This window comes from Streptomyces sp. ATexAB-D23 (genome assembly GCF_000373645.1).
Lineage (GTDB): Bacteria > Actinomycetota > Actinomycetes > Streptomycetales > Streptomycetaceae > Streptomyces > Streptomyces castrisilvae.
Window position 1 is genome coordinate 116,919 of record NZ_KB892002.1, and the last position, 20,848, is coordinate 137,766.

Here is a 20,848-nt window from a genome sequence, read left to right on the forward strand (position 1 = left end):
ACGCCCCTCCGGCGACGGGGGGCCGTTCGGCTGTACCCCCCGGGTATACACGGCAGGTATACACACCATGTAGAGTGCCCGGCATGTCTATCGGCCACACCCTGCTCGGGCTCCTGGAGTCCGGCCCCCGCCATGGTTACGACCTGAAGCGGACCTTCGACGAGAAGTTCGGGCACGACCGCCCGCTGCACTACGGACAGGTCTACTCGACCATGTCCCGGCTCCTGAAGAACGGCCTCGTCGAGGTCGACGGCGTGGAGAGCGGGGGTGGCCCCGAGCGCAAGCGCTACGCGATCACCGACGCCGGCATCACCGATGTCGCCACCTGGCTCGCACAGCCCGAGAAGCCCGAGCCGTACCTCCAGTCGACCCTGTACACCAAGGTCGTCCTGGCCCTGCTCACCGGCCGCGACGCCGGCGACGTGCTGGACGCCCAGCGCTCCGAGCACCTGCGCATGATGCGCATCCTCACCGACCGCAAGCGCCGCGGCGACCTCGCCGACCAGCTGATCTGCGACCACGCGCTCTTCCACCTGGAAGCCGACCTGCGCTGGCTGGAACTGACCGCCGCCCGGCTCGGCCGGCTCGCGGAGGTGGTGGCCCCGTGACCCCCGCCGGCTCCCTGCTCTCCGCGCACGACCTGCGCAAGACCTACGGATCGACCCCCGCGCTCGACGGCGCCTCCTTCTCCGTGCACCCCGGCGAGGTCGTCGCCGTGATGGGCCCGTCCGGCTCCGGCAAGTCCACCCTGCTGCACTGCCTCGCCGGCATCATCACGCCCGACTCCGGCACCATCACCTACGCCGGCCGTGAGCTCTCCACCATGTCCGACGCCGACCGCAGCGCCCTGCGCCGCAGCGAGTTCGGCTTCGTCTTCCAGTTCGGCCAGCTCGTCCCCGAGCTCACCTGCGTGGAGAACGTCGCCCTGCCGATGCGGCTGAACGGCACCCGCCGCAAGGACGCCGAGCGCACCGCACTCGCCTGGATGGAGCGCCTGGAGGTCGAGGACATCGGCGCCAAGCGCCCCGGCGAGGTCTCCGGCGGCCAGGGCCAGCGCGTCGCCGTGGCCCGCGCGCTCGCCGCCTCCCCGAAGGTGATCTTCGCGGACGAGCCGACCGGCGCCCTGGACTCCCTCAACGGCGAGCGGGTCATGCAGCTGCTCACCGAGGCCGCCCGCTCCGCCAACGTCGCCGTGGTCCTGGTGACCCACGAGGCCCGCGTCGCCGCCTACTCCGACCGCGACGTCACCGTGCGCGACGGCCGGGCCCGCGACCTGGAGCACGCCGTATGACGCTGCTCGACGAGAAGCGCATCCCGGCCCCCGCGCCCGCGCCGCCGACCCGCCCCTCCCGTACCCCGCCCTGGCTGCGCGACCTCGCGCTCGGCGTCCGGTTCGCCGCCGGCGGCGGACGCGAGGGCTGGACCCGCACGCTGCTCACCGCCGTCGGCGTGGGCCTCGGCGTGACGCTCCTCTTCCTCGCCGCCTCCGTGCCGCACGCGCTGGACGCCCGCAACGCGCGGACCGACGCCCGCAGCGAGACGAAGATCTCCGAGAACCCCGACGCGCAGGCGAAGAAGACGGACAGCACGGTCCTGCGGATCTCGGCGGACACCGAGTACCACGACCGCTCCATCACCGGCTACGTGATGCGCGCCGAGGGGGACCGCCCGGTCCTCCCGCCGGGCATCGACGCCCTGCCGGGCCCCGGCGAGATGGTGGTCTCCCCCGCCCTGAGGGATCTGCTCGCCTCCCCGGACAACGCCCTGCTCAAGGAGCGTTTCCCGTACAAGCTGGCCGGCACGATCGCGGACGAGGGGCTGCGTTCACCCAACGAACTGTGGTTCTACGCCGGCAGCGACACCCTGACCACGGCGGCGGGCGGCCACCGGGTCACCGGCTACGGCGACCCCGGCCCCACCCCGCCGCTCGCCCCCATGCTCATCGTGCTGGTGATCATGGTCTGCGTGGTGCTGCTGGCCCCCGTCGCCATCTTCATCGCCACCGCCGTGCGCTTCGGCGGCGACCGCCGCGACCGCCGCCTGGCCGCCCTGCGCCTGGTCGGCACGGACATCAGGACGACCCGCAGGATCGCGGCGGGCGAGGCCTTCTTCGGCTCCGCCCTCGGTGTGGTCGTGGGCCTCGTCCTCTTCCTGGTGGGGCGTCGGTTCGTGGGCTACATCGAGGTGTGGGACGTCAGCGCCTTCCCCGCCGACCTCGCCCCGGACCTGCGGCTCTGCCTGCTCGTCGCGCTCGCCGTCCCGCTCACCGCGGTGCTGGTCACGCTGACCGCGATGCGCTCGGTGGTCATCGAACCGCTCGGGGTCGTCCGCAACAACCGGGCCCGCAAGCGCCGTCTGTGGTGGCGGCTGCTGCTTCCGCTCGCCGGGCTCGGCGTGTTCTGGGTCACCGGGAAGGCCGGTGAGTACGAGGTCGTGAACCCGTACGCCATCGCCGGCGGCGCGGTCCTCGTCCTGGTCGGGCTCGCCCTGCTGCTGCCGTGGCTGGTCGAGGCCTGCGTGAAGCGGCTGCGCGGCGGCCCGGTGCCCTGGCAGCTCGCCACCCGCCGGCTCCAGCTGAGCAGTGGGACCGCCTCCCGCGCGGTCAGCGGCGTCACGGTGGCGGTGGCCGGCGCGGTGGCCGTGCAGATGCTGTTCGCCGCGATGAACGCCGACTTCAACGAGCTCACCGGACAGGACACCAGCCGGGCCCAGTTCTACGCCTCCTCGGAGCAGGTCAGCGGTGACTCCGCCGTGCGGACCATCAAGGAGTTCCGCGCCACCAAGGGCGTCACCCAGGTCATCGGCATGGTCGAGGCGTACGCCTCCAAGCCGGGGAAGTACGCCGAGGACGACATCCAGCCCACCACCTCCTTCAGCGTCGGAGACTGCGCCACCCTGCGCGAGGTCGCCCGCATCGACTCCTGCGAGGACGGCGACACCTTCGTCGTGCATCCCAGGAACGACAAGGAGATGCAGGTCTGGATGGACAAGACCGCTCGCAAGGGCAAGGAGGTCGAGTTCGAGTCGGGCAGCGGCAGGAAGCTGCGCTGGACGCTGCCGGCGGACGCGAAGACCGTCGTCAGCCGCAAGGACCCGGTCGGCGAGGACCGCTGGGGAATCATGGCCACCCCCGGGGCGATCGACGCGACCACCCTGCCGGGCGCGAGCACCGTCTCGCAGATCCGCATCGACGAGAGCGTCCCGGACGCCGCCGAGTACGTACGCAACACGGCGGCCCGTATCGACCCCGGCATGCGCCTGGTCACCATGACCTCCGTCGAACGCGACCGCCAGTACGCCAGCATCCAGACGGGCCTTCAGGTCGGCGCGACCATCACGCTGCTGCTGATCGCGGCGTCCATGCTGGTCTCCCAGCTGGAGCAGTTGCGCGAGCGCAAGCGCCTGCTCTCGGTGCTGGTCGCCTTCGGCACCCGGCGGGTCACGCTCGGCTGGTCGGTGCTGTGGCAGACCGCCGTCCCGGTGGTCATCGGACTCGCGGTGGCGGTGGCCGGCGGCCTGGCGCTGGGCGCCACGCTGTGCTGGATGGTCGACAAGGAGGTGTCCGACTGGCTGGTGTTCCTGCCGCTGGCGGGCGCGGGCGGGGCGCTCATCCTCCTGGTCACCCTGCTCTCCCTGCCGCCGCTGTGGCGCATGATGCGCCCGGACGGACTGCGCAGCGAGTAGCGCCGATATCGGGTGCCCGCGTCCGGCCCGTACCTCCCGTACGGGTCAGACGCGGCCACCCGTCGTCACACGGACCGGCAGCGCCTCCATCGCCCCGCGCAGCGCCGCCGCGAACTCCTCGAACTCCTCGTGCCTGGCCGCCCCGGTCCGCATCCCCAGCGCCACCCGCCGGGCGGGGGCCGGGTCCGCGAAGTACCCCGTGGTCAGCGCGTCGTTGCGGGCGGTCTCCACGGTGACCGCGGTGCGCGGCAGCAGCGTCACCCCGAGTCCGCCGGCCACCAGCTGCACCAGCGTGGAGAGCCCGGCCGCGGTCGTGGTGACCGGCGCACCCTGGGTACGTCCGGCCTCACGGCAGATGTCGAGCGCCTGGTCCCGCAGGCAGTGCCCCTCGTCGAGCAGCAGCAGCGGCAGCTCCCGCAGCGCCTCGCGCGGGAGGTCGTCCCGCCCGCCGAGCCAGTGGCTGCGCTCCATGACCAGCACGAAGTCCTCGTCGAAGAGCGGGAGTTCGGTGACCCCGGGGATGCCGAGCGGCACGGCGAGCAGCAGCAGGTCCAGCCGCCCGGCGGCCAGCCCCTCCACGAGCGAGGAGGTCTGCTCCTCGTGCACCTGGAGGTCGAGGGCCGGGTAGCGCTCGTGGACCAGCCGCAGCACGGTGGGCAGCAGATACGGGGCGACGGTCGGGATCACGCCGAGCCGGAGCACACCGGTGAACGGCGCCCGGACCGCCTCGGCCTCCTCCATCAGCTCACCGACGGCCTCCAGCACCACGCGCGCCCGGACCGCGAGCCGTTCCCCGGCGGGCGAGAGCAGTACCTTGCGCGTCGTACGCTCGATGAGCTGGACACCCAGTGCCTCCTCCAGCGCGGACACGGCCCCGGAGAGCGCGGGCTGACTCATCCCGATTGCGGCGGCGGCGTCCCGGAAGTGCAGGTACTCGGCGACGGCGGTGAAGGCGCGCAGCTGCGAGAGACTGGGCTGTTTGGGCCGGTTGCCCTGATTACTCTGCGCCACTGATAGGCACCTCCGATCATCACGACCAAGTGTAGCTATTTCCGCGATCAATGCACTCTGTGCCATGGTGGTGATCGTCCAACCCTCAGGAACTCCCCCAAAAGGGGAGGTCCTACGCTGTAAGGAGAGCGCGTGCTCACTGTCGGTGACAAGTTCCCCGAGTTCGATCTGACCGCCTGCGTCTCGCTGGAGAGCGGCAAGGAGTTCGAGCAGATCAACCACAAGACCTACGAGGGTCAGTGGAAGATCGTCTTCGCGTGGCCGAAGGACTTCACCTTCGTGTGCCCGACCGAGATCGCCGCCTTCGGCAAGCTGAACGACGAGTTCGCCGACCGTGACGCCCAGATCCTCGGCTTCTCCGGCGACTCCGAGTTCGTGCACCACGCCTGGCGCAAGGACCACCCGGACCTGACCGACCTGCCCTTCCCGATGCTGGCCGACTCGAAGCACGAGCTCATGCGTGACCTCGGCATCGAGGGCGAGGACGGCTTCGCGCAGCGCGCCGTCTTCATCGTCGACCAGAACAACGAGATCCAGTTCACGATGGTGACCGCCGGTTCCGTGGGCCGTAACCCCAAGGAGGTCCTGCGGGTCCTCGACGCCCTCCAGACCGACGAGCTGTGCCCGTGCAACTGGACCAAGGGCGAGAACACCCTCGACCCGGTCGCGCTCCTCTCGGGCGAGTGAGCTGACACCGACATGGCACTCGACGAACTGAAGGCCGCCGTACCGGACTTCGCCAAGGACCTGAAGCTGAACCTCGGTTCGGTCATCGGCAACAGCGAACTGCCGCAGCAGCAGCTCTGGGGCACCGTCCTGGCCTGCGCGATCGCCTCGCGCTCGCCGAAGGTGCTGCGCGAGCTGGAGCCGGAGGCGAAGGCCAACCTCTCCGCGGAGGCGTACACCGCCGCGAAGTCGGCCGCCGCCATCATGGCGATGAACAACGTCTTCTACCGCACGCGCCACCTGCTCTCGGACCCCGAGTACGGCAACCTGCGCGCGGGCCTGCGGATGAACGTGATCGGCAAGCCGGGCGTGGAGAAGGTCGACTTCGAGCTGTGGTCGCTCGCCGTCTCCGCGATCAACGGCTGCGGCCAGTGCCTGGACTCCCACGAGCAGGTGCTCCGCAAGGCCGGCGTGGACCGCGAGACCATCCAGGAAGCCGTCAAGATCGCCTCGGTGATCCAGGCGGTCGGCGTGACCCTTGAGGCCGAGGCCGTCCTCGCCGAGTAGGAACGCGCAGTACCCTGATACGAGAAGGGCCCCCAGGACGACCGACCGTCCGAGGGGCCCTTCTTCTCTGTACCGGCGCCCACGGGCGCGTACGGGCGAGTGCGCGCGCTACGGGGTGCGCGGCGCGGCCTCGTCGTCGCTGTCCTCGGGCGGCGAGCCGGGCGCCGGGGCCGGCGCCGCGTCGAGCGCGGTCGCCCCGTGCGGCGGCGGCGAGTGGCGGCGCGACTCCTCCTGCCCGTACGTCCGCAGATAGCCGACCACCGTATTGGTCACCGCCACCAGCGGCACCGCGACGACCGCACCGCCGATGCCGGCGATCATGCCGCCCGCGGCGACCGAGAGCACCACGGCCAGCGGGTGCACCCGCACGGCCCGGCCCAGGATGAACGGCTGGAGGATGTGGCCCTCGATCTGCTGCACCGCGAGGACCACGATCAGCACCATCAGCGCCGTGAACACGCCCTCGGTGACCAGGGCGACGACCACCGCCAGCGCCCCGGAGACCACCGCGCCCACGAGCGGGATGAACGCGAAGAGGAAGATGAAGACGGCCAGCGGCACGGCCATCGGCACATCGAGGAAGTAGATCCCGAGGCCGATGAAGATCGCGTCGATCAGGGCGACTATGACGGTGCCGCGCACATAGGCGGTCAGGGTCCGCCAGGCGCGCGGACCGGCGCCCGCGACGCCGGGCCTCGCCTGGGCGGGCACCAGCTTGAGCACCCACTGCCAGATGCGCTTGCCGTCGTAGAGCAGGAAGAGCGTCGAGAACATCGCCAGGAGCGCCCCGGTCATGAACTCCACCATGACGGTGACGCCCTGGAGCCCGGCGGAGGTGATGGCCTCGGTGTTGGTGCCGACGGTGTCGCTGAGGTTCTTGGCCACGTCGTTGATCTGTTTGTCGGTCACATGGAACGGGCTGTCCAGGAGCCAGTTCTTCAGATCGTCGATGCCCTTGGTGACCTTGTCGGACAGGGTGTCGATGTTGTCCATCACCTGCCACACCACGAACCAGCCGACCAGGCCCATGATGATGAAGCCGGACACCGCGGTGACGGCCGTGGCCAGCCCCCTGGGCAGTCCGTAGCTCCTCAGCCGGGCGACGGTCGGCTGGAGCAGCGCGGTGACGAGCAGCGCGGCGACGAAGGCCAGCACCACGAGCTGCACCGCGCTGATGACCCGCATGAGCACCCAGAGGGTCCCCGCCAGCACGAGGAGCCGCCAGCCGGCCTCGGCCGCGACCCGCATCCCCCAGGGGATCGCCGCGACCGGATCGGGCCGCGCGGCGACGGAGGGCGCGTACGTGGGCGGGGCCGGCACCTGGTCGACGGCGGGGTCGTCCTTGGCGGCGGGCTTCCCCGGTGCGGTGTCCTCCGTCGCGGGCGGGTCCGCGAGCAGAGGGTCGTCCTCGGCCTCCGACTCGGCCCGCCGTTCGTCAAGGCGCTCGCCCAGTCTGGTCAGTTCGGCGCCCAGTGTTCCGAGCCACCCCGGCAGTTTCGACATAACGGTTCCTCTACCCCCGTCCGCTCTCCCCACCACTCCCCCCGGGAGCGGTCCCGCATGACCGTACACGCGCGAAGCCCCCCACCGTAGGACGGAGAGGGGCTTCGCGAGGTTGAGACCTGAACCTCGGAAGGTTCCGGTGCTCGGAAGGTTCTAGTACGAGTGGTGGACCAGCCAGTAGGACCAGGCACCGCACGGGCTGCCGTAGCGGCCGTTCATGTAGCTGAGGCCCCACTTGATCTGGGTGGCCGGGTTCGTCTGCCAGTCGGCGCCGGCGGACGCCATCTTCGAGCCGGGATAGGCCTGGACGAGGCCATAGGCGCCGGAAGACGGGTTGGTCGCGCGGTAGTTCCAGGTCGACTCGTGGTCCACGATGTTGCTGAAGCACTGGAACTGGTCGGCCGGCACGATCTGGCGTGCGATGGCCTGGATCTCGGCCACCGTGTAGGAGCCCTGCGTGGCGAACGAGGTGGTGGAGCGGACCTCGGAGCGGCTGGCGCGCTCGGCCGCTTCCTTCTTCTCCTGGCGCTCCTTCTCCAGCTTGTCCTCGGCCGCCTGCTTCTTGGACTTGGCGTCCTTGGCGGCCTGGATACGGGCCGATTCCTCCGCGGACTTCTTCGCGGCGGAGTCGGCCGCGGACGCCTGCGCGTCGGCCTGCTGCGTCAGGGACGCGGTCTGCACCTGGGCCTGCTGGCCCGCGGGAATGTCGGCGAGCAGCGTGGTGTCGGCTGCGGTCGCCTCGAAGTTGTTGTCGTCGGCAGCAGGGGTGCTGCCCGATGCAACGCCCACGACGGCGCCTACGGTGGTGACCGCGGTGGCAGATGCCACGGCGAACCCCCGGACCGAGATCCGGCTCACACGGTGTCCTTCCAGCATCGCCCGCTTAGGTGACCTCGCGGGCGCAATCGTGCCCCTGACACTGGCCTCCCTACTGCTTGGGTCACGGGAGGCACGGGCCCGGTGGGCGACTCCCCGGAGGGAACGCCGCGTGGTACTCGCGGGCGGCATACGGACGGCGGTTGTTGAGTTGTCTGGTGTGTGGCACCTCTGGAGGTGCCGGTGTGCCGTATGCGGGGCCTGACGGAAGCAAGACTCTGCCGGAACGGGACGCCGGGAAGCAATTCTCTGTTGCGTGTGAAAGCTCACACCTCGTTTGGAGCACCCGAATTTCGGAAAAGGCGCCGCAACGCGATGCCGCCCGGCTAGGCTCCTTGGCCCGCCGGGCGGCATCAAAAGCCCCAACCGGTATCAGATCTGACCTTCCTCCAGCATTTCGGTCACCAGGGCGGCGATACGGGAACGCTCGGAACGCGTGAGCGTCACGTGCGCGAAGAGCGGGTGGCCCTTCAGCTTCTCGACCACGGCGACCACGCCGTCGTACCGGCCGACCCTGAGGTTGTCCCGCTGCGCCACGTCATGCGTGAGCACGACGCGCGAATTCGTGCCGATCCGGGACAACACGGTCAGCAGGACGTTCCGTTCGAGCGACTGGGCCTCGTCGACGATCACGAAGGCGTCGTGCAGGGACCGGCCCCGGATGTGGGTGAGCGGCAGGATCTCCAGCATGCCGCGCCCCAGCACCTCTTCGATCACCTCGCGTCCGGAGACGGCCGAGAGGGTGTCGAAGACGGCCTGCGCCCAGGGGCTCATCTTCTCGGCCTCGCTGCCGGGGAGATAGCCGAGCTCCTGGCCACCGACCGCGTACAGCGGGCGGAAGACCATCACCTTCTTGTGCTGCCCGCGCTCCAGCACCGCTTCGAGGCCGGCGCAGAGCGCGAGGGCCGACTTGCCGGTGCCGGCCCGGCCGCCCAGCGACACGATCCCGACCTCCTGGTCCAGCAGGAGATCGAGGGCGATGCGCTGCTCGGCGCTGCGGCCGTGGATGCCGAACGCCTCCCGGTCGCCGCGCACGAGGCGCACCTGCCCGTCGGGCGTCACCCGGCCGAGCGCCTTGCCCCGCTCGGACTGGAGGACCAGACCGGTGTGCACGGGCAGATCGGCGGCCTCGGGGACGTACAGCGTCTCCTCGGCGAAGAGCAGGTCCACCTGGTCGGCGGCGAGGGGCAGTTCCGCCATGCCCGTCCAGCCGGAGTCGGTGATCGCGAGTTCGGCGCGGTACTCCTCGGCGAGGAGGCCGACCGAGGACGCCTTGATGCGCAGCGGAAGGTCCTTGGAGACGACCGTGACGTCGTACCCCTCGGCCTGGAGGTTGCGCGCGACCGCGAGGATCCGTGAGTCGTTGTCCCCCAACCGGTAGCCGGCGGGCAGGACGCCGGGATCGGAGTGGTTGAGTTCGACACGGAGCGTCCCGCCCAGGTCCCCGAGGGGGATCGGGGCGTCCAGCCGGCCGTAGCGGACCCGGAGGTCGTCCAGCAGGCGCAGGGCCTGGCGGGCGAAGTAGCCGAGCTCCGGATGGTGCCGTTTGGCCTCCAGTTCCGTGACCACCACGACCGGGAGCACGACTTCGTGCTCGTCGAAGCGGGCCATGGCGTTCGGATCGGCCAGCAGGACGCTGGTGTCGAGAACATAGGTGCGCCTGTCGGGCATGCGGCGCTTTGTGCTGGTCACCACGGAAGGACGTACCCCCTCGGACGAGGTTGGGGTGCGACGGCGTCGCGGAGCATCCCAATGGGAGAGGACGGACCGGGCTCCGGCCGCCTTGCGCGGGCCGAGCGCCGGCCCTCCACGTCAGCCGCACTGTGTGTACGGTCCCTCGTGTGCAAAGGGCCTCCCGGGCGAGCGGACTCGACGCCGCTCACTTGGACACGGCGTCCGCCTGGTTGATGACCGGACGCCGACCTGTCAGGGATATGCCCTCGAACACGCCCGGCCATGCCGACCGGCCCCACTTCCGGGGGAAGGCCGCGCGGGTGGCGCGGTGGTGGCTCAGCCGCCGTAGCGGCGGTGGCGGGCGGCGTAGTCGCGCAGGGCCCGCAGGAAGTCGACCCGGCGGAAGGCCGGCCAGAAGACCTCGCAGAAGTAGTACTCCGAATGCGCGCTCTGCCAGAGCATGAACCCGGAGAGCCGCTGCTCACCGCTGGTGCGGATCACGAGGTCCGGGTCGGGCTGGCCGCGCGTGTAGAGGTGCTCGGAGATCAGGTCGGTGGAGACGATCTCGGCCAGGTCCTCGAAGGAGGTGCCCTTCGCGGAGTGCTCCAGGAGCAGCGAGCGCACCGCGTCGGCGATCTCCTGGCGGCCCCCGTAGCCCACAGCGACGTTGACCAGTATCCCGTCGACGCCGATCGTGGCCTGCTCGGCCTCCTTGAGGACCGTCTGGGTGTGGGAGGGCAGCAGATCGAGCGTGCCGACGTGGTGGACGCGCCAGCGGCCGTCCGCGACGAGGTCGCGCACGGTGTTCTCGATGATGCCGAGCAGGGGCGTCAGCTCGGACTCGGGGCGGTCGAAGTTGTCCGTGGACAGCATCCAGAGGGTGACGACCTCGACGTCGGTCTCGCTGCACCAGCCGAGGAGTTCCTTGATCTTGTCGGCCCCGGCCTGGTGCCCCTCGGCCGCGGTGCCGCCGGACGCCTTGGCCCAGCGCCGGTTGCCGTCGAGGATGACACCGATGTGCTTGGGCACCTGGGCGTGATCGAGGCGGGCCTCCACCCGGCGCGCGTAGAGCCCGTACACCAGGTCGCGCAAGTTCACTGAGTCCACCTCTCGGTTCCGTGCGGGCCCGCCGGCCCCTTCACCCGGGGTCCGGGGTCGTCCCCTGGGGATCGGATCGCCGCACTGGAAAGGAGCATCGCTCCGCCGTGTCATGGCAGTCCCGTCAGGGCCACCACATTACTGCGCAGCCGCCGCACCGGCCCAACCCGGCCTGTCACAAGTCCGTGATAAGCAGAGAATCATGACTGATTCCCCTTCCTCCTACCGGGCCGCCGGATCGCGCTACGACTCCATGGAGTACCGGCGCAGCGGACGCAGCGGCCTGAAGCTCCCGGCCGTCTCGCTCGGTCTCTGGCACAACTTCGGCGACGACCGGTCGCTCGGCTCGCAGCGGGCCATTCTGCGCCGCGCCTTCGACCTCGGTGTGACCCATTTCGACCTGGCCAACAACTACGGCCCGCCGCCCGGCTCCGCCGAGCTGAACTTCGGCAGGCTCTTCCGGCAGGACTTCGCGCCGTACCGGGACGAGCTGCTGATCTCCACCAAGGCGGGATACGAGATGCACCCCGGCCCGTACGGGGAGTGGGGCTCGCGCAAGTACCTGCTGTCGTCGCTGGACGCCTCGCTGAAGCGGATGGGCCTGGACTACGTCGACATCTTCTACTCGCACCGCTTCGATCCGGACACTCCGCTGGAGGAGACGATGGGGGCGCTGGCCTCCGCCGTGCGCCAGGGCAAGGCGCTGTACGTGGGGGTGTCCTCGTACAACTCGGCGCAGACCGCCGAGGCGGCGCGGCTGCTGCGGGAGATGGGGGTGCCGGCCCTGATCCACCAGCCGTCCTACTCGATGATCAACCGCTGGACCGAGGACGACGGGCTGCTGGACACGCTGGAGGCGGCCGGTATGGGCTGCATCTCCTTCGTGCCGCTGGCCCAGGGGCTGCTGACCGGGAAGTACCTGAACGGCGTACCGGAGGGCTCGCGGGCCACGCAGGGCAAGTCGCTCGACCCGGGGCTGCTGTCGCGGGAGGTGGTGCGCCGGCTGAACGGGCTGAACGACATCGCGCGCCGCCGGGGCCAGTCGCTCGCCCAGCTGGCTCTGAAGTGGGTGCTGCGCGACAGCCGTATGACGTCGGCCCTGATCGGCGCGTCACGGGTGGAGCAGCTGGAGGAGAACGTCGCCGCGCTCGCGGGTCCCGGGCTGTCGGCCGAGGAGCTGAAGGAGATCGACACCTTCGCCGTGGACACCGAGGGCACCAACATCTGGGCCGGACGGGGCTGAGGACCCGGCCCGCGCGGTCTCCGGCGCGGGCCGGGACACGGGCACAAAAAACGGGCCGGTCCGTGGGGGGGGTTACGGACCGGCCCGAGGGGGGGGTTCCACCATAACCCTTCGTAAGTGATGTTGGGTGCCGCGGCGCGAAATAATTACTCTCCGAGAGTGGGGAGCTCCGCTCCGGGCACGGGATCGGGGCCCGCGCACGCCCTGGACCTGCATGGACGCCCCGGGGCGCCGGTCAGCCAATGAAAACGTCCACAGGATGTCCACATTCCGTGTCTCAGTGGCCGCCCCGCGGCTTCACGCAGCCGGTGCCTTCCATGTAGCGGCCATGTGCTTCGGCGTTGACGAGGCCGTTGACCGCGCCGTCCAGCGAGCCCTTCACGCACAGGGTGCCGAGGGACAGGATGAACGAGGTGCGGTGCGGTCCGAAGGAGCCGGTGGCGATCGTCCCGTCGGCGTATCCGAGCCCGGTGAGCGCCCGGCGGACGCTGGTCTCGGTCGACTCGCGTCCCTCCGCGAGCCCGGCGAGCCCCTGCTTCACCTTCGCCACCTCGGCCTCGCCCTTGGCCCGGTCCGCGTCCGACAGGTCGAGGGTGGACTGGAAGGCGTGGTTCTCGGCGTAGTGCGGGGCGCCGTCGCCGGGGCCCTGCTCGTCGTACGGGCTCGCGTAGGGGCTCGCGGACGGGCTCGCGGCGATGGGTGACGGGCTGTCCGGGGCCGAGGCGGCCGGGCCGCCGGCGTGCTCCGTGCCGCAGCCCGCGAGGGCCGCGGCCAGCAGGAGGGCGGTCGCGCCGGTGAGGAGCGGGGAGATACGTCCGACTGGGCTCATGGGCACGAGTATGGGACACCGACGTGCCTGCCCGGGGCGGGAGTTGGGGGGGGCGTGCCCACCGTCAGGTCGTGGCCGCGGCGCCCCGGTGTCCCCGGGTGAAGCGGATGCCCACGGTGTCGCCGCCGATGACCACGAAGCGGCCGCCCTGACAGCGGATGACCGCCTCATGGACCTCGCCCCGCTCGTCCCGGCGTTCGTCGGTGCTCAGCACGGTCCAGCCTCCGTCGGGGGGCTGGGGCAGGGCTGCCAGGGCGGCGTACTCCCACTGGGCGGCGGGGACGCACCAGTCGGGCAGGTGCGGCCAGGTGCCGGCGCCGACGTGCAGGGTGCCGTCGGACGCGCAGGTCAGGAGCACCGACTGGCCGTCGTCCAGGAGGAAAGCGACGGCCTCCGGCTCGCCCATGCGCCCCTCCGGGCGGTAGAAGATGCCGAGCACGCCGACGATCCTGGCCCCCCTGAGCCACTCGGCGTTGCCCTGGCGCGGGCCGCGTGTGGCGTCCCTGTCGTTGCCGGCGTCCATGGCCTGCTCCTTCCCCGAGCGCTCAGCGAACAGAGTGCCATCCTTCGGGCCCCGAGGGCGTTGGTCTCACGCCGGTTTTCGGGCCTCGATCAGGAAGCGGGTGGTGTGGGCGACGAACGGGCCACCGGTCTCCAGCTCGTGGTGCAGCTCGGCGAGCCGGGGCCGGTACCGCTCGACGGTGAAGCCGGGCACCATCCAGATCACCTTGCGCAGGAAGTAGACGACGGCGCCGATGTCGGAGAACTCGGTGCGCAGCCGCTCGGCCCGCAGGTCGACCACGTCGAGCCCGGCCGCCTCGGCGTCGGCGCGCGCCCGCTGCGGGTCGCGGGCGCCGCGCACCTCGGGAGGCTGCGGTCCGAGGAAGTACTCGACCAGCTCGAAGACGCTGGCGGGGCCCACCTGTTGGGAGAGGTACGTGCCACCGGGGGCCAGCACCCGGGCGATCTCCTGCCACCAGGTGGTCACCGGATGGCGGCTGACCACCAGGTCGAAGGCGGCGTCACCGAAGGGCAGCGGTGGCTCGTCGTCGTCCGCGACGACCACGGCGCCGCGCGGGTGCAACAGGGCTGTGGCGCGGGCGATGTTCGGCGGCCAGGACTCGGTGGCGACGGTCGGCACGGGCAGCTTCGGCACGGCGGCGAGCACCTCGCCGCCACCCGTCTGGATGTCGAGCGCGGCCCGCGCCCGGCCCATCCGCTCCCCCATCAGCCGGGCGTACCCCCAGGAGGGGCGCTCCTCGGTGGCCCGGCCGTCCAGCCAGGAGAAGTCCCAGCCGGCCACGGAGACGGCGTCCGCCTCGGCGACGAGGGCGTCGAACCGGGCGGCTTCGCCGGGCTCGGGTGGTGTGCGGTCCTCGGGTGCGGCGGGCATGCGGCCATGGTCGCAGGGGGCGGCGAAGGAGCGCGACCGTTTTACCGCCGCGCGGCGGGGGCCGAATGGCGACGGCGCCACGGGCACCGCTCGCGCGGGTCCGTGGCGCCGTCGGCGCTCCCAGGGCGTGTCGCGGAGTCCCGTCGTACACCCGCGGGGCGTCGCGCGCCGGACGGGACTTCGCGGACACGGCCCGGGGGCCGGGTCACCACCAGAAGACGGGGTACGGCTGCTTGTTGACCCGGTTGCCGACGAGGCCGACCAGCACCAGGATCACCGTGGCCGCGGCGAGCAGGGCGAGGAACGGGACGACCGAGGGGCCGGTGGCGGCCACGATCACGGCCGTCGCGGCGGCCGGTGAGTGGGCGACGCGCAGCAGCATCATGGCGCCGAGCGCGAGTCCGCCCGCGATGCCCGAGGCCCAGACGCCCTGTCCCAGGGCGGCGAGGACGACGAACCCGGTGACCGCGGAGACGAGTTGACCGCCGATCACGCTGCGGGGCTGCCCGAGGGGCGTCTGGCTGGCACCCGCGATGAGCGCCATGCTCGCCGCGAGCGGCGGGATGAGGAGTACCTGGTCCGTCCATTCGCCGATGGCCACCAGGAGGGTCAGTGCGATCACGCTGCTCGCGGTGGCGACCAGCATCGTCAGCGGCTTGGGCCGGGGTGGCGCCTGGGTCGCGTGCCACGGACGCGTGGGGGCGGGGACCTCGGCCACGGGCCTGGTCTGCGTCATTGTGTCGGATTCCTCTCAACTCACGAGTGATGCACATCCGCCGCCTAATGGCTTCCCCATTAGCGCTGACGGTATGAATGTACCCGCAACCGGCCGGCTGCGCGGCCGGTTGCGGGACTACGACCGGAATGACTCAGCCGGTCAGCGATGCCTCCCCGAGACGGTCGGCATCGCACGGCAGGGGCAGCTCCCTGGCCTGCTGGGCCAGCGGCGCCCGTCTGACCTTGCCCGAGGTGGTCCTCGGCAGCGCCTCCACCACCGAGAACGCCCGGGGACAGGCGTGGGGCGCCAGTCGCTCGGCGCAGAACCGCGCGAGCTCCGCCGCCACGTCCTGGGGACCGGCGCCGCGCGGCACGCTCTCCAGCTCCAGATACGCGACGGGCACGGCGCCCCCGACCGGGTCCGGCTGCGGCACCACCGCCGCCTCACGGACGGCGGGGTGCCCGCGCAGCACCGCCTCGGTCTCGTACGGGGAGATCCGGTGGTCGTACGACTTGAAGACGTCGTCCTCCCGGCCGAGGACGCTCAGGAACCCCTCGGCGTCCCGTACGGCGATGTCACCGGTCCGGTAGAGCCCGGCGTCGACGGCCGGGCGCAGGACCCCGCTGTCGTCGATGTAGCCGGCCATCAGCCCGGCCGGGGCGGCCGCCGCGTCGACGCACAGTTCGCCGGGGCCGTTCTCCGTCGGCCCGTCCTGGCCCATCAGGGTGAGGACGTACCCGGGCAGCGCCTTGCCGAGCCGGCGCCCGGCGCCGCGCAGCGCCGGGGTGGTGCCGGCCAGGGCCGTGGCCTCGCTCTGCCCGTAGCCGTCGCGCAGCCGTACCCCCCAGTGGGTGGCGACGGCCTGCGCCTCGGCCTCGGTCAGGGGCTCGCCCGCGCTGGTGGCCTCCCGCAGGCGTCCGGGGCCCCGCCGCGCCAGGTGCGGCATCAGCAGGCGCCAGACGCTGGGGGGTGCGCAGACCGAGGTGACCTCCAGCCGGTCCGCCGAGGCTCCGAACTCCGCCGCGTCGAACGCGCCGGGGGCCAGGGCCATGATCGTCGCCTGCGCGTTCCACGGGGCGAAGAAGCCGCTCCAGGCGTGTTTGGCCCATCCCGGTGCCGAGACGTTGAGGTGCCGGTCCCCGGGACGCAGCCCGTTCCAGTACATGCTCGACAGATGGCCGACGGGGTAGCTGGTGTGCGTGTGCGCGACCAGTTTCGGCGCGGAGGTCGTCCCCGAGGTGAAGTAGCAGAAGGCGATGTCGTCGGCGGGCGTGGGGCCGTCCGGGAGGAAGCTGTCCGGCATCGGCTCGCGGTCCGAGTAGGGCAGCCAGCCCTCGGCGGAGCCCTCGACGACGATCCTCGCCCCGGGAACGGCGGGCACCGCCGCGGCGGTCCGCTCCTCGGAGATCACGTGCTGGACCCGCCCGCGCTCGACGCGCTCCCGGATCTCGGGTGCGGACAGGCTGGTGTACGCCGGAATGACGACGGCGCCCGTCTTCAGGCAGGCGAGCAGGATCTCCCACAGCTGGGTGCGCACGTCCAGCAGGAGCAGCACGCGCCGGCCGCGCCCGATGCCGAGCGAGCGCAGCCAGTTGGCCGTGCGGTCGGACTCGCGCGACAGCTGGTCGAAGGTGCTCTCCACCGGCGTGCCGTCCGCCCCGACGACCGAGAGCGCCGTCGCCCCGTTGCCCCGGCCGATGACGTCGAACCATTCGAGCGCCCAGTTGAAGTGCCCGGGGCGCGGCCAGCGGAACGCCGCGCACGCGGCGTCGTGGTCGTCGCGGTGGAGCAGGAGGACGTCCCGGGCGGCCCGGAACTCCTCGTGGGCCGGGGTGCGCCGGTGGGTCCAGTAGGAGGCGGCGGCGGACGGGCCGTTCACTGCGCCTCCAGGCAGGTGAGCTGCGGTACGCGGCGCTGGGCGAGCATGTCCTGCGCGATGGCGTCGGCATCGGCCATGAACTCGCCCCAGGGGCCCGGCCGGCTGCTGCCGACCTGGGTGAACCAGCGTGCGTGCTCGGTGGGTATGCCGAGCGCGTACAGCCCGGCCACCGGCTGCCCGTGCGCGTCCACCGGGTGGTACGGGGCGCTGGTGACCGACAGGCCGCCCGTGTCGAACACGGCCTCGTCGTCGACGTTGGCGTAGCTGGTGGCCAGGCCGCGCTCGCGCAGTGCGGTGATGAGCGGGCCACTGTCACGGCGGATGTCGGTGGTGGGGATGCGGGCGTCCACGACCACCTCGACGGGGACCTCGGAGCCGGTCACCTGCCGGGACGCCGCGACGAAGGTGCCGTTCCCGGCGTCCGTACGGAATTCGGCGCCCGGCCCGAGTATCCGCAGCACGCCCGCCTCCATCAGGGCCAGCACCTGTTGGAGCCGCTCCCGGGGCGGGCCCGCCGCCAGGTGCGAGCTGACCGGGACGAACCGGCCGAGGAAGTCGAGCTCGTGCGAACAGGCCGTCAGGCCGCCGAGGTCGACGGCGAGCCGGATGGTGGAGCGCACATCGCGCAGCGTGTCCAGCGCCGCCTTGACGGGCCCGTCGTAGTTCCCCCGCGCGGCGTGGTCGAGGTCGTCCTCGATGAGTTCGGTCAGCCGCTTGCGGTAGCTGTCGGGGCCGTCGAAGACCTCGTCCCGGAACGGCCGGGCCCAGGCGAACAGGTCGACCCCGGGGTCCTTCACGCCGAAGCGGCGGGCCCTGCGGGCGACGGCGAACTCCGGCGCTGCGTCCATGGAAGCGGCCCGGGTCGCCTCCGTCACGAAGACCGCGGCGGCCTGCGGGCCCTGCTCCCCGCGGATCAGCGTCTCGAAATAGACGAGGTTGACCTCGGCCATGATCCACGGCAGGACCTGCCGCTCGAAGTCGAGCTTCCCCGACGCGGTCAGCGCCCGCACGCGCTCCCCGGTGAAGATCCGCGCCCGGTAGGAGTGGTCCGGAGACTTCTGGTTGCGGCCCCGGGCCGGCAGGGGCACGCCGCTGCGGGAACCGGCGACGATCCCGGGCTCCCGGCCGCTGGGGACGTACCGCAGGGTCCCGTCCCCGGCTTCCTCGTACCGACCGCCCCGGCCCTCGGTGAGCAGGCTCATGACGTCGTAGAAGGCGAGCCCGAGGCCCAGCACCCCCACGGTGGCGGTCGGCGGTACGTCGTCCAGCGCCATGTCGGCCGCGGAGTCGCCGCGCACATAGCGCAGATGCGGCCGCTCGTCGGCGAAGTCCGCCAGGACCCGCTGGTCCGGCAGGAGTTCGGGTACGGAGTGCCCGGTGGTGAGGGCGACCCGTTCGACGGTGAGGACGTCGGCGCTCCGCGGCCGTACGAGCCAGCGGCCCCCGGGCCCCTCGGCGCAGAGGTCCACCACCTGGTCGGTGAGGCAGGACACCCGCACGTGCGCGGGGGCGCCGGTGACGACCGCGTCGAGGACGAACCGCAGGTATTCGCCGTAGACCGCGCGCGGCGCGTAGCCGAGCGGGTCGCCCTCGTCCGGGTGGGCCCGCTGCCACCACTCGCCCAGCGAGGGGCCGGCGCCGGCGCGTGCGGGGCCGTCGTCGGAGGGGCCGGAGAACATGGTGACCTCACCGGCCGGCGTGTTCATCAGCAGGGTCCTCGACTGGTCGGTCCGCCAGATGCGGCCTGCCCCCGGCTCGTGGTCGTCGATCACATGGAGGCGCACCTCGCGGCCGCCCTCGTCGGCGGCGGCGCGGGCCACCAGGCGTTCCAGCACCGCCAGACCACGTGGCCCGGCGCCCACGATCGCCGCGCTGAGCGGTGTCGTGTCATCTGTCACTGCCTTCTCCTCGTGTCCTGACAGCAGTGCTTGTCGGTCATATCTGTCGGCCGTGTGGTTGAGCATGTGCAGCAGTTCGTGGGAGGCGAGGCTGCCGCGGGCGGGCCGGCCTCCGGGCAGGGGGAGGGCGCCCGTCCGCGCCCACTCCAGACGCCCGTCCGGCCCGATCGCCCCCTGGGTGAGCCCCTTGTTGTCCACGTGCAGGCAGTACGGCACGTCGAGCAGGCCCTCGCGGAAGGCGTGGAGCAGGCCCTCGCCGATGTCGCCCGCCTCCAGCACGGGGGCCATCAGGGCGCGGGCCTCGCGCAGGATGCCGGTCGGGTCGGCCTGCCTGTGCCACGGCAGCACGCTCTCGTGCCGGGCGTGGCGGGCGGTGGCGTCGGCGAGCCGCAGGGCGGCGAGGTTCTCCTCGACGCTCGGGATGCGGTGCGCCTCCACCGAGGTCTTCACGATGAGCCGCCCGGCCCCGCCGCGCACCGCGACCTCGGCGCTGGTGGCCTGGAGCAGTTCGGCGCCCGGCAGGCTGCGCGGGAAGACGCCCATGTACGCGTAGAGCACGATGTGCCGTTCCACCCACGGCGGGAGCAGCTCGTCGGCGAGGATCCGCATGGCGGCGAGCGCCTCGATGTCCTGCACCGGGCTGGTCTGCTGCGCGTAGCTCAGGCTGACGGAGGGGATCCCGCACCGCGCGAAGAAGAGGCCCTCCAGCACGCTCATCGCCACCAGCAGCGAGGGCGGGCACAACTGGCCCAGCAGGCAGCCCCCGAAGGTCTCCAGATGGGCCCCGAGCCCCTGGGCCCGGCACTCCTCGGCGAGTCGGGTACTGGCGTCCCGCCAGGACGCGACGGACTCCGCGAGCGGCGTGCGCCCGTACGGCAGGCAGTAGGAGACCGGTCCGCCCTCGCTGGTCGCCAGGCCGGCGGCGGCCATCGCGGCGAAGATGTCGGCGGGCTGCGCCGATCCGTGCCGGACCTGGACGGGGAGGTGCCCGGCCGCCCCCGCGACGGACCTCGTGATCTCGGGGCCGTGGGCGACGAGGGGGAAGCCGTTCAGCGGGAGTCCCTCGTCCAGCGCCCGGCGCGCGCCCGCGTGGTCACCGACGCGTGTGTAGCTGTCGAGCGTGATGGTGCCGACCGCGCGGACCCGGCTGTCCGCGACGGCGCGGAGTCCGGCCGCCATGTCCCCGGGCAGCGCCATGCCCATGCGCGGCTGCACCACGAGCCGCCCGTCCTCGGCCGCCCTCGCCACGTGGGCGTTCAGGTCGGCGGGTATGCCCTCGGTCATGTGCCCGGCACCCCCACGAGCTCGTGCGGCTGGGCGCCCGGGAGTTCGCGCAGGTAGTCGGTGAGCGCCTCGGGCGACGCGCTGTCGCTGAATACGGCGTCGAACCCGGCCGCGACGAGTTCGTCGGAGTACTGGTCGTTCCCCTCGCCGAGGATTCCGAGCTTTCCGCCGATCATGACGGGTAATCCGGCCCCTTCCGGGGTATTCCGGAGCTTCTTGATGACGCGACGCCCGTCGAGGAATCCATGGCCGTTGACCGAACTGATCACCACGGCGTCGGGCCGTTCCACGCGTATCGCGTCGAGTATGACGTCATCGGGAACACATGATCCGAGGTTGATCACCTCGTTTCCGCTCTCCTGCAGCAGGAGCTGTAGGAAGACCAGATTCCAGGTATGCGAGTCGGAGGACACGGTCGAGAGGAGCACGCGGCGCTGCGGCCGCCTTGCGGGTGTGATCATTTCCCTTTCCTGATTCGGTCGGTCCGGCCTGCACCGGCTGGGGCTACCGCCCGTAACCTGACGG

18 protein-coding genes are annotated in these 20,848 nt (G+C 71.7%); 6 read left to right on the forward strand and 12 right to left on the reverse strand.

Annotation, left to right across the window (positions count from 1 at the left end; genetic code table 11):
• Positions 1-83: 83 nt before the first annotated feature.
• The 3 genes from B082_RS0102890 to B082_RS0102900 are packed head-to-tail and all read left to right on the forward strand — an operon-like array spanning position 84 to position 3,684.
• Positions 84-608 (forward strand): PadR family transcriptional regulator, encoded by a 525-nt coding sequence (locus B082_RS0102890; protein WP_018550314.1) that lies wholly within the window; start codon positions 84-86, stop codon positions 606-608.
• Positions 605-1,291: an ABC transporter ATP-binding protein gene (locus tag B082_RS0102895; protein WP_018550315.1), complete on the forward strand. Its 687-nt coding sequence runs from the start codon at positions 605-607 to the stop codon at positions 1,289-1,291. Before B082_RS0102890 ends, B082_RS0102895 begins: the two co-directional genes overlap by 4 nt.
• Positions 1,288-3,684 carry an ABC transporter permease gene (locus B082_RS0102900; RefSeq protein ID WP_018550316.1) on the forward strand — a complete coding sequence of 799 codons (2,397 nt, stop codon included), beginning with the start codon at positions 1,288-1,290 and terminating at the stop codon, positions 3,682-3,684. Before B082_RS0102895 ends, B082_RS0102900 begins: the two co-directional genes overlap by 4 nt.
• Positions 3,685-3,729: 45 nt before the next feature.
• Here the strand turns inward: B082_RS0102900 and B082_RS0102905 are convergent, their stop codons facing one another.
• Positions 3,730-4,695: a hydrogen peroxide-inducible genes activator gene (locus B082_RS0102905; protein WP_018550317.1), complete on the reverse strand. Its 966-nt coding sequence runs from the start codon at positions 4,693-4,695 to the stop codon at positions 3,730-3,732.
• Positions 4,696-4,827: 132 nt separating this feature from the next.
• On the opposite strand from B082_RS0102905, the gene B082_RS0102910 reads away from it, so the two are divergent.
• Positions 4,828-5,382 carry a peroxiredoxin gene (locus tag B082_RS0102910; protein ID WP_018100933.1) on the forward strand — a complete coding sequence of 185 codons (555 nt, stop codon included), beginning with the start codon at positions 4,828-4,830 and terminating at the stop codon, positions 5,380-5,382.
• A 12-nt stretch (positions 5,383-5,394) separates the two neighbouring features.
• A complete protein-coding gene (locus tag B082_RS0102915) occupies positions 5,395-5,928 on the forward strand; it encodes an alkyl hydroperoxide reductase (protein ID WP_018550318.1) in 534 nt (177 codons plus the stop codon).
• Positions 5,929-6,036: 108 nt separating this feature from the next.
• Here B082_RS0102915 and B082_RS0102920 read toward each other — a convergent pair whose 3' ends face one another.
• The 4 genes from B082_RS0102920 to B082_RS0102935 form a co-directional block, all read right to left on the reverse strand.
• Positions 6,037-7,431 carry an AI-2E family transporter gene (locus tag B082_RS0102920; RefSeq protein WP_018550319.1) on the reverse strand — a complete coding sequence of 465 codons (1,395 nt, stop codon included), beginning with the start codon at positions 7,429-7,431 and terminating at the stop codon, positions 6,037-6,039.
• Between the two features lie 153 nt (positions 7,432-7,584).
• Positions 7,585-8,289 (reverse strand): transglycosylase SLT domain-containing protein, encoded by a 705-nt coding sequence (locus tag B082_RS0102925; RefSeq protein WP_018550320.1) that lies wholly within the window; start codon positions 8,287-8,289, stop codon positions 7,585-7,587.
• A gap of 390 nt (positions 8,290-8,679) precedes the next feature.
• On the reverse strand, positions 8,680-10,002 hold the full coding sequence (locus B082_RS0102930; RefSeq protein ID WP_026249372.1) for a PhoH family protein: 1,323 nt from the start codon (positions 10,000-10,002) through the stop codon (positions 8,680-8,682).
• A 315-nt stretch (positions 10,003-10,317) separates the two neighbouring features.
• Positions 10,318-11,079, reverse strand: coding sequence for an isoprenyl transferase (locus B082_RS0102935; protein WP_018550322.1), 762 nt, complete (start codon positions 11,077-11,079; stop codon positions 10,318-10,320).
• Positions 11,080-11,281: 202 nt separating this feature from the next.
• On the opposite strand from B082_RS0102935, the gene mgrA reads away from it, so the two are divergent.
• Positions 11,282-12,322, forward strand: a complete 1,041-nt coding sequence (gene mgrA / locus B082_RS0102940) for an L-glyceraldehyde 3-phosphate reductase (protein WP_026249373.1) — start codon at positions 11,282-11,284, stop codon at positions 12,320-12,322.
• A gap of 277 nt (positions 12,323-12,599) precedes the next feature.
• Here the strand turns inward: mgrA and B082_RS38615 are convergent, their stop codons facing one another.
• The 7 genes from B082_RS38615 to B082_RS35505 form a co-directional block, all read right to left on the reverse strand.
• Positions 12,600-13,151 (reverse strand): hypothetical protein, encoded by a 552-nt coding sequence (locus B082_RS38615; protein WP_018550324.1) that lies wholly within the window; start codon positions 13,149-13,151, stop codon positions 12,600-12,602.
• 64 nt (positions 13,152-13,215) lie between these two features.
• Complete coding sequence (locus tag B082_RS0102950; RefSeq protein WP_018550325.1) at positions 13,216-13,674, reverse strand: hypothetical protein; 459 nt, start codon at positions 13,672-13,674, stop codon at positions 13,216-13,218.
• A gap of 66 nt (positions 13,675-13,740) precedes the next feature.
• Positions 13,741-14,544: a class I SAM-dependent methyltransferase gene (locus tag B082_RS0102955; protein WP_018550326.1), complete on the reverse strand. Its 804-nt coding sequence runs from the start codon at positions 14,542-14,544 to the stop codon at positions 13,741-13,743.
• A gap of 205 nt (positions 14,545-14,749) precedes the next feature.
• Positions 14,750-15,280: an HPP family protein gene (locus B082_RS0102960; protein WP_018550327.1), complete on the reverse strand. Its 531-nt coding sequence runs from the start codon at positions 15,278-15,280 to the stop codon at positions 14,750-14,752.
• A 133-nt stretch (positions 15,281-15,413) separates the two neighbouring features.
• Positions 15,414-17,141, reverse strand: coding sequence for an AMP-binding protein (locus tag B082_RS35490; protein WP_018550328.1), 1,728 nt, complete (start codon positions 17,139-17,141; stop codon positions 15,414-15,416).
• Positions 17,138-20,323 (reverse strand): FAD/NAD(P)-binding protein, encoded by a 3,186-nt coding sequence (locus B082_RS37580; RefSeq protein WP_018550329.1) that lies wholly within the window; start codon positions 20,321-20,323, stop codon positions 17,138-17,140. The genes B082_RS35490 and B082_RS37580 overlap by 4 nt, the downstream gene beginning before the upstream one ends.
• Entirely contained in the window at positions 20,320-20,784 is a 465-nt protein-coding gene (locus B082_RS35505; protein WP_018550330.1) for a cobalamin B12-binding domain-containing protein, read from the reverse strand. Before B082_RS35505 ends, B082_RS37580 begins: the two co-directional genes overlap by 4 nt.
• Between the last annotated feature and the right edge of the window lie 64 nt (positions 20,785-20,848).

Coding starts and splice junctions, on each gene's coding strand:
- B082_RS0102890 (WP_018550314.1), top strand. CDS start 84: ATGTCTATCGGCCACACCCTGCTCGGGCTCCTGGAGTCCGGCCCCCGC.
- B082_RS0102900 (WP_018550316.1), top strand. CDS start 1,288: ATGACGCTGCTCGACGAGAAGCGCATCCCGGCCCCCGCGCCCGCGCCG.
- B082_RS0102915 (WP_018550318.1), top strand. CDS start 5,395: ATGGCACTCGACGAACTGAAGGCCGCCGTACCGGACTTCGCCAAGGAC.
- B082_RS0102920 (WP_018550319.1), bottom strand. CDS start 7,431: ATGTCGAAACTGCCGGGGTGGCTCGGAACACTGGGCGCCGAACTGACC.
- mgrA (WP_026249373.1), top strand. CDS start 11,282: ATGACTGATTCCCCTTCCTCCTACCGGGCCGCCGGATCGCGCTACGAC.
- B082_RS38615 (WP_018550324.1), bottom strand. CDS start 13,151: ATGAGCCCAGTCGGACGTATCTCCCCGCTCCTCACCGGCGCGACCGCC.
- B082_RS0102950 (WP_018550325.1), bottom strand. CDS start 13,674: ATGGACGCCGGCAACGACAGGGACGCCACACGCGGCCCGCGCCAGGGC.
- B082_RS0102955 (WP_018550326.1), bottom strand. CDS start 14,544: ATGCCCGCCGCACCCGAGGACCGCACACCACCCGAGCCCGGCGAAGCC.
- B082_RS0102960 (WP_018550327.1), bottom strand. CDS start 15,280: ATGACGCAGACCAGGCCCGTGGCCGAGGTCCCCGCCCCCACGCGTCCG.
- B082_RS37580 (WP_018550329.1), bottom strand. CDS start 20,323: ATGACCGAGGGCATACCCGCCGACCTGAACGCCCACGTGGCGAGGGCG.
- B082_RS35505 (WP_018550330.1), bottom strand. CDS start 20,784: ATGATCACACCCGCAAGGCGGCCGCAGCGCCGCGTGCTCCTCTCGACC.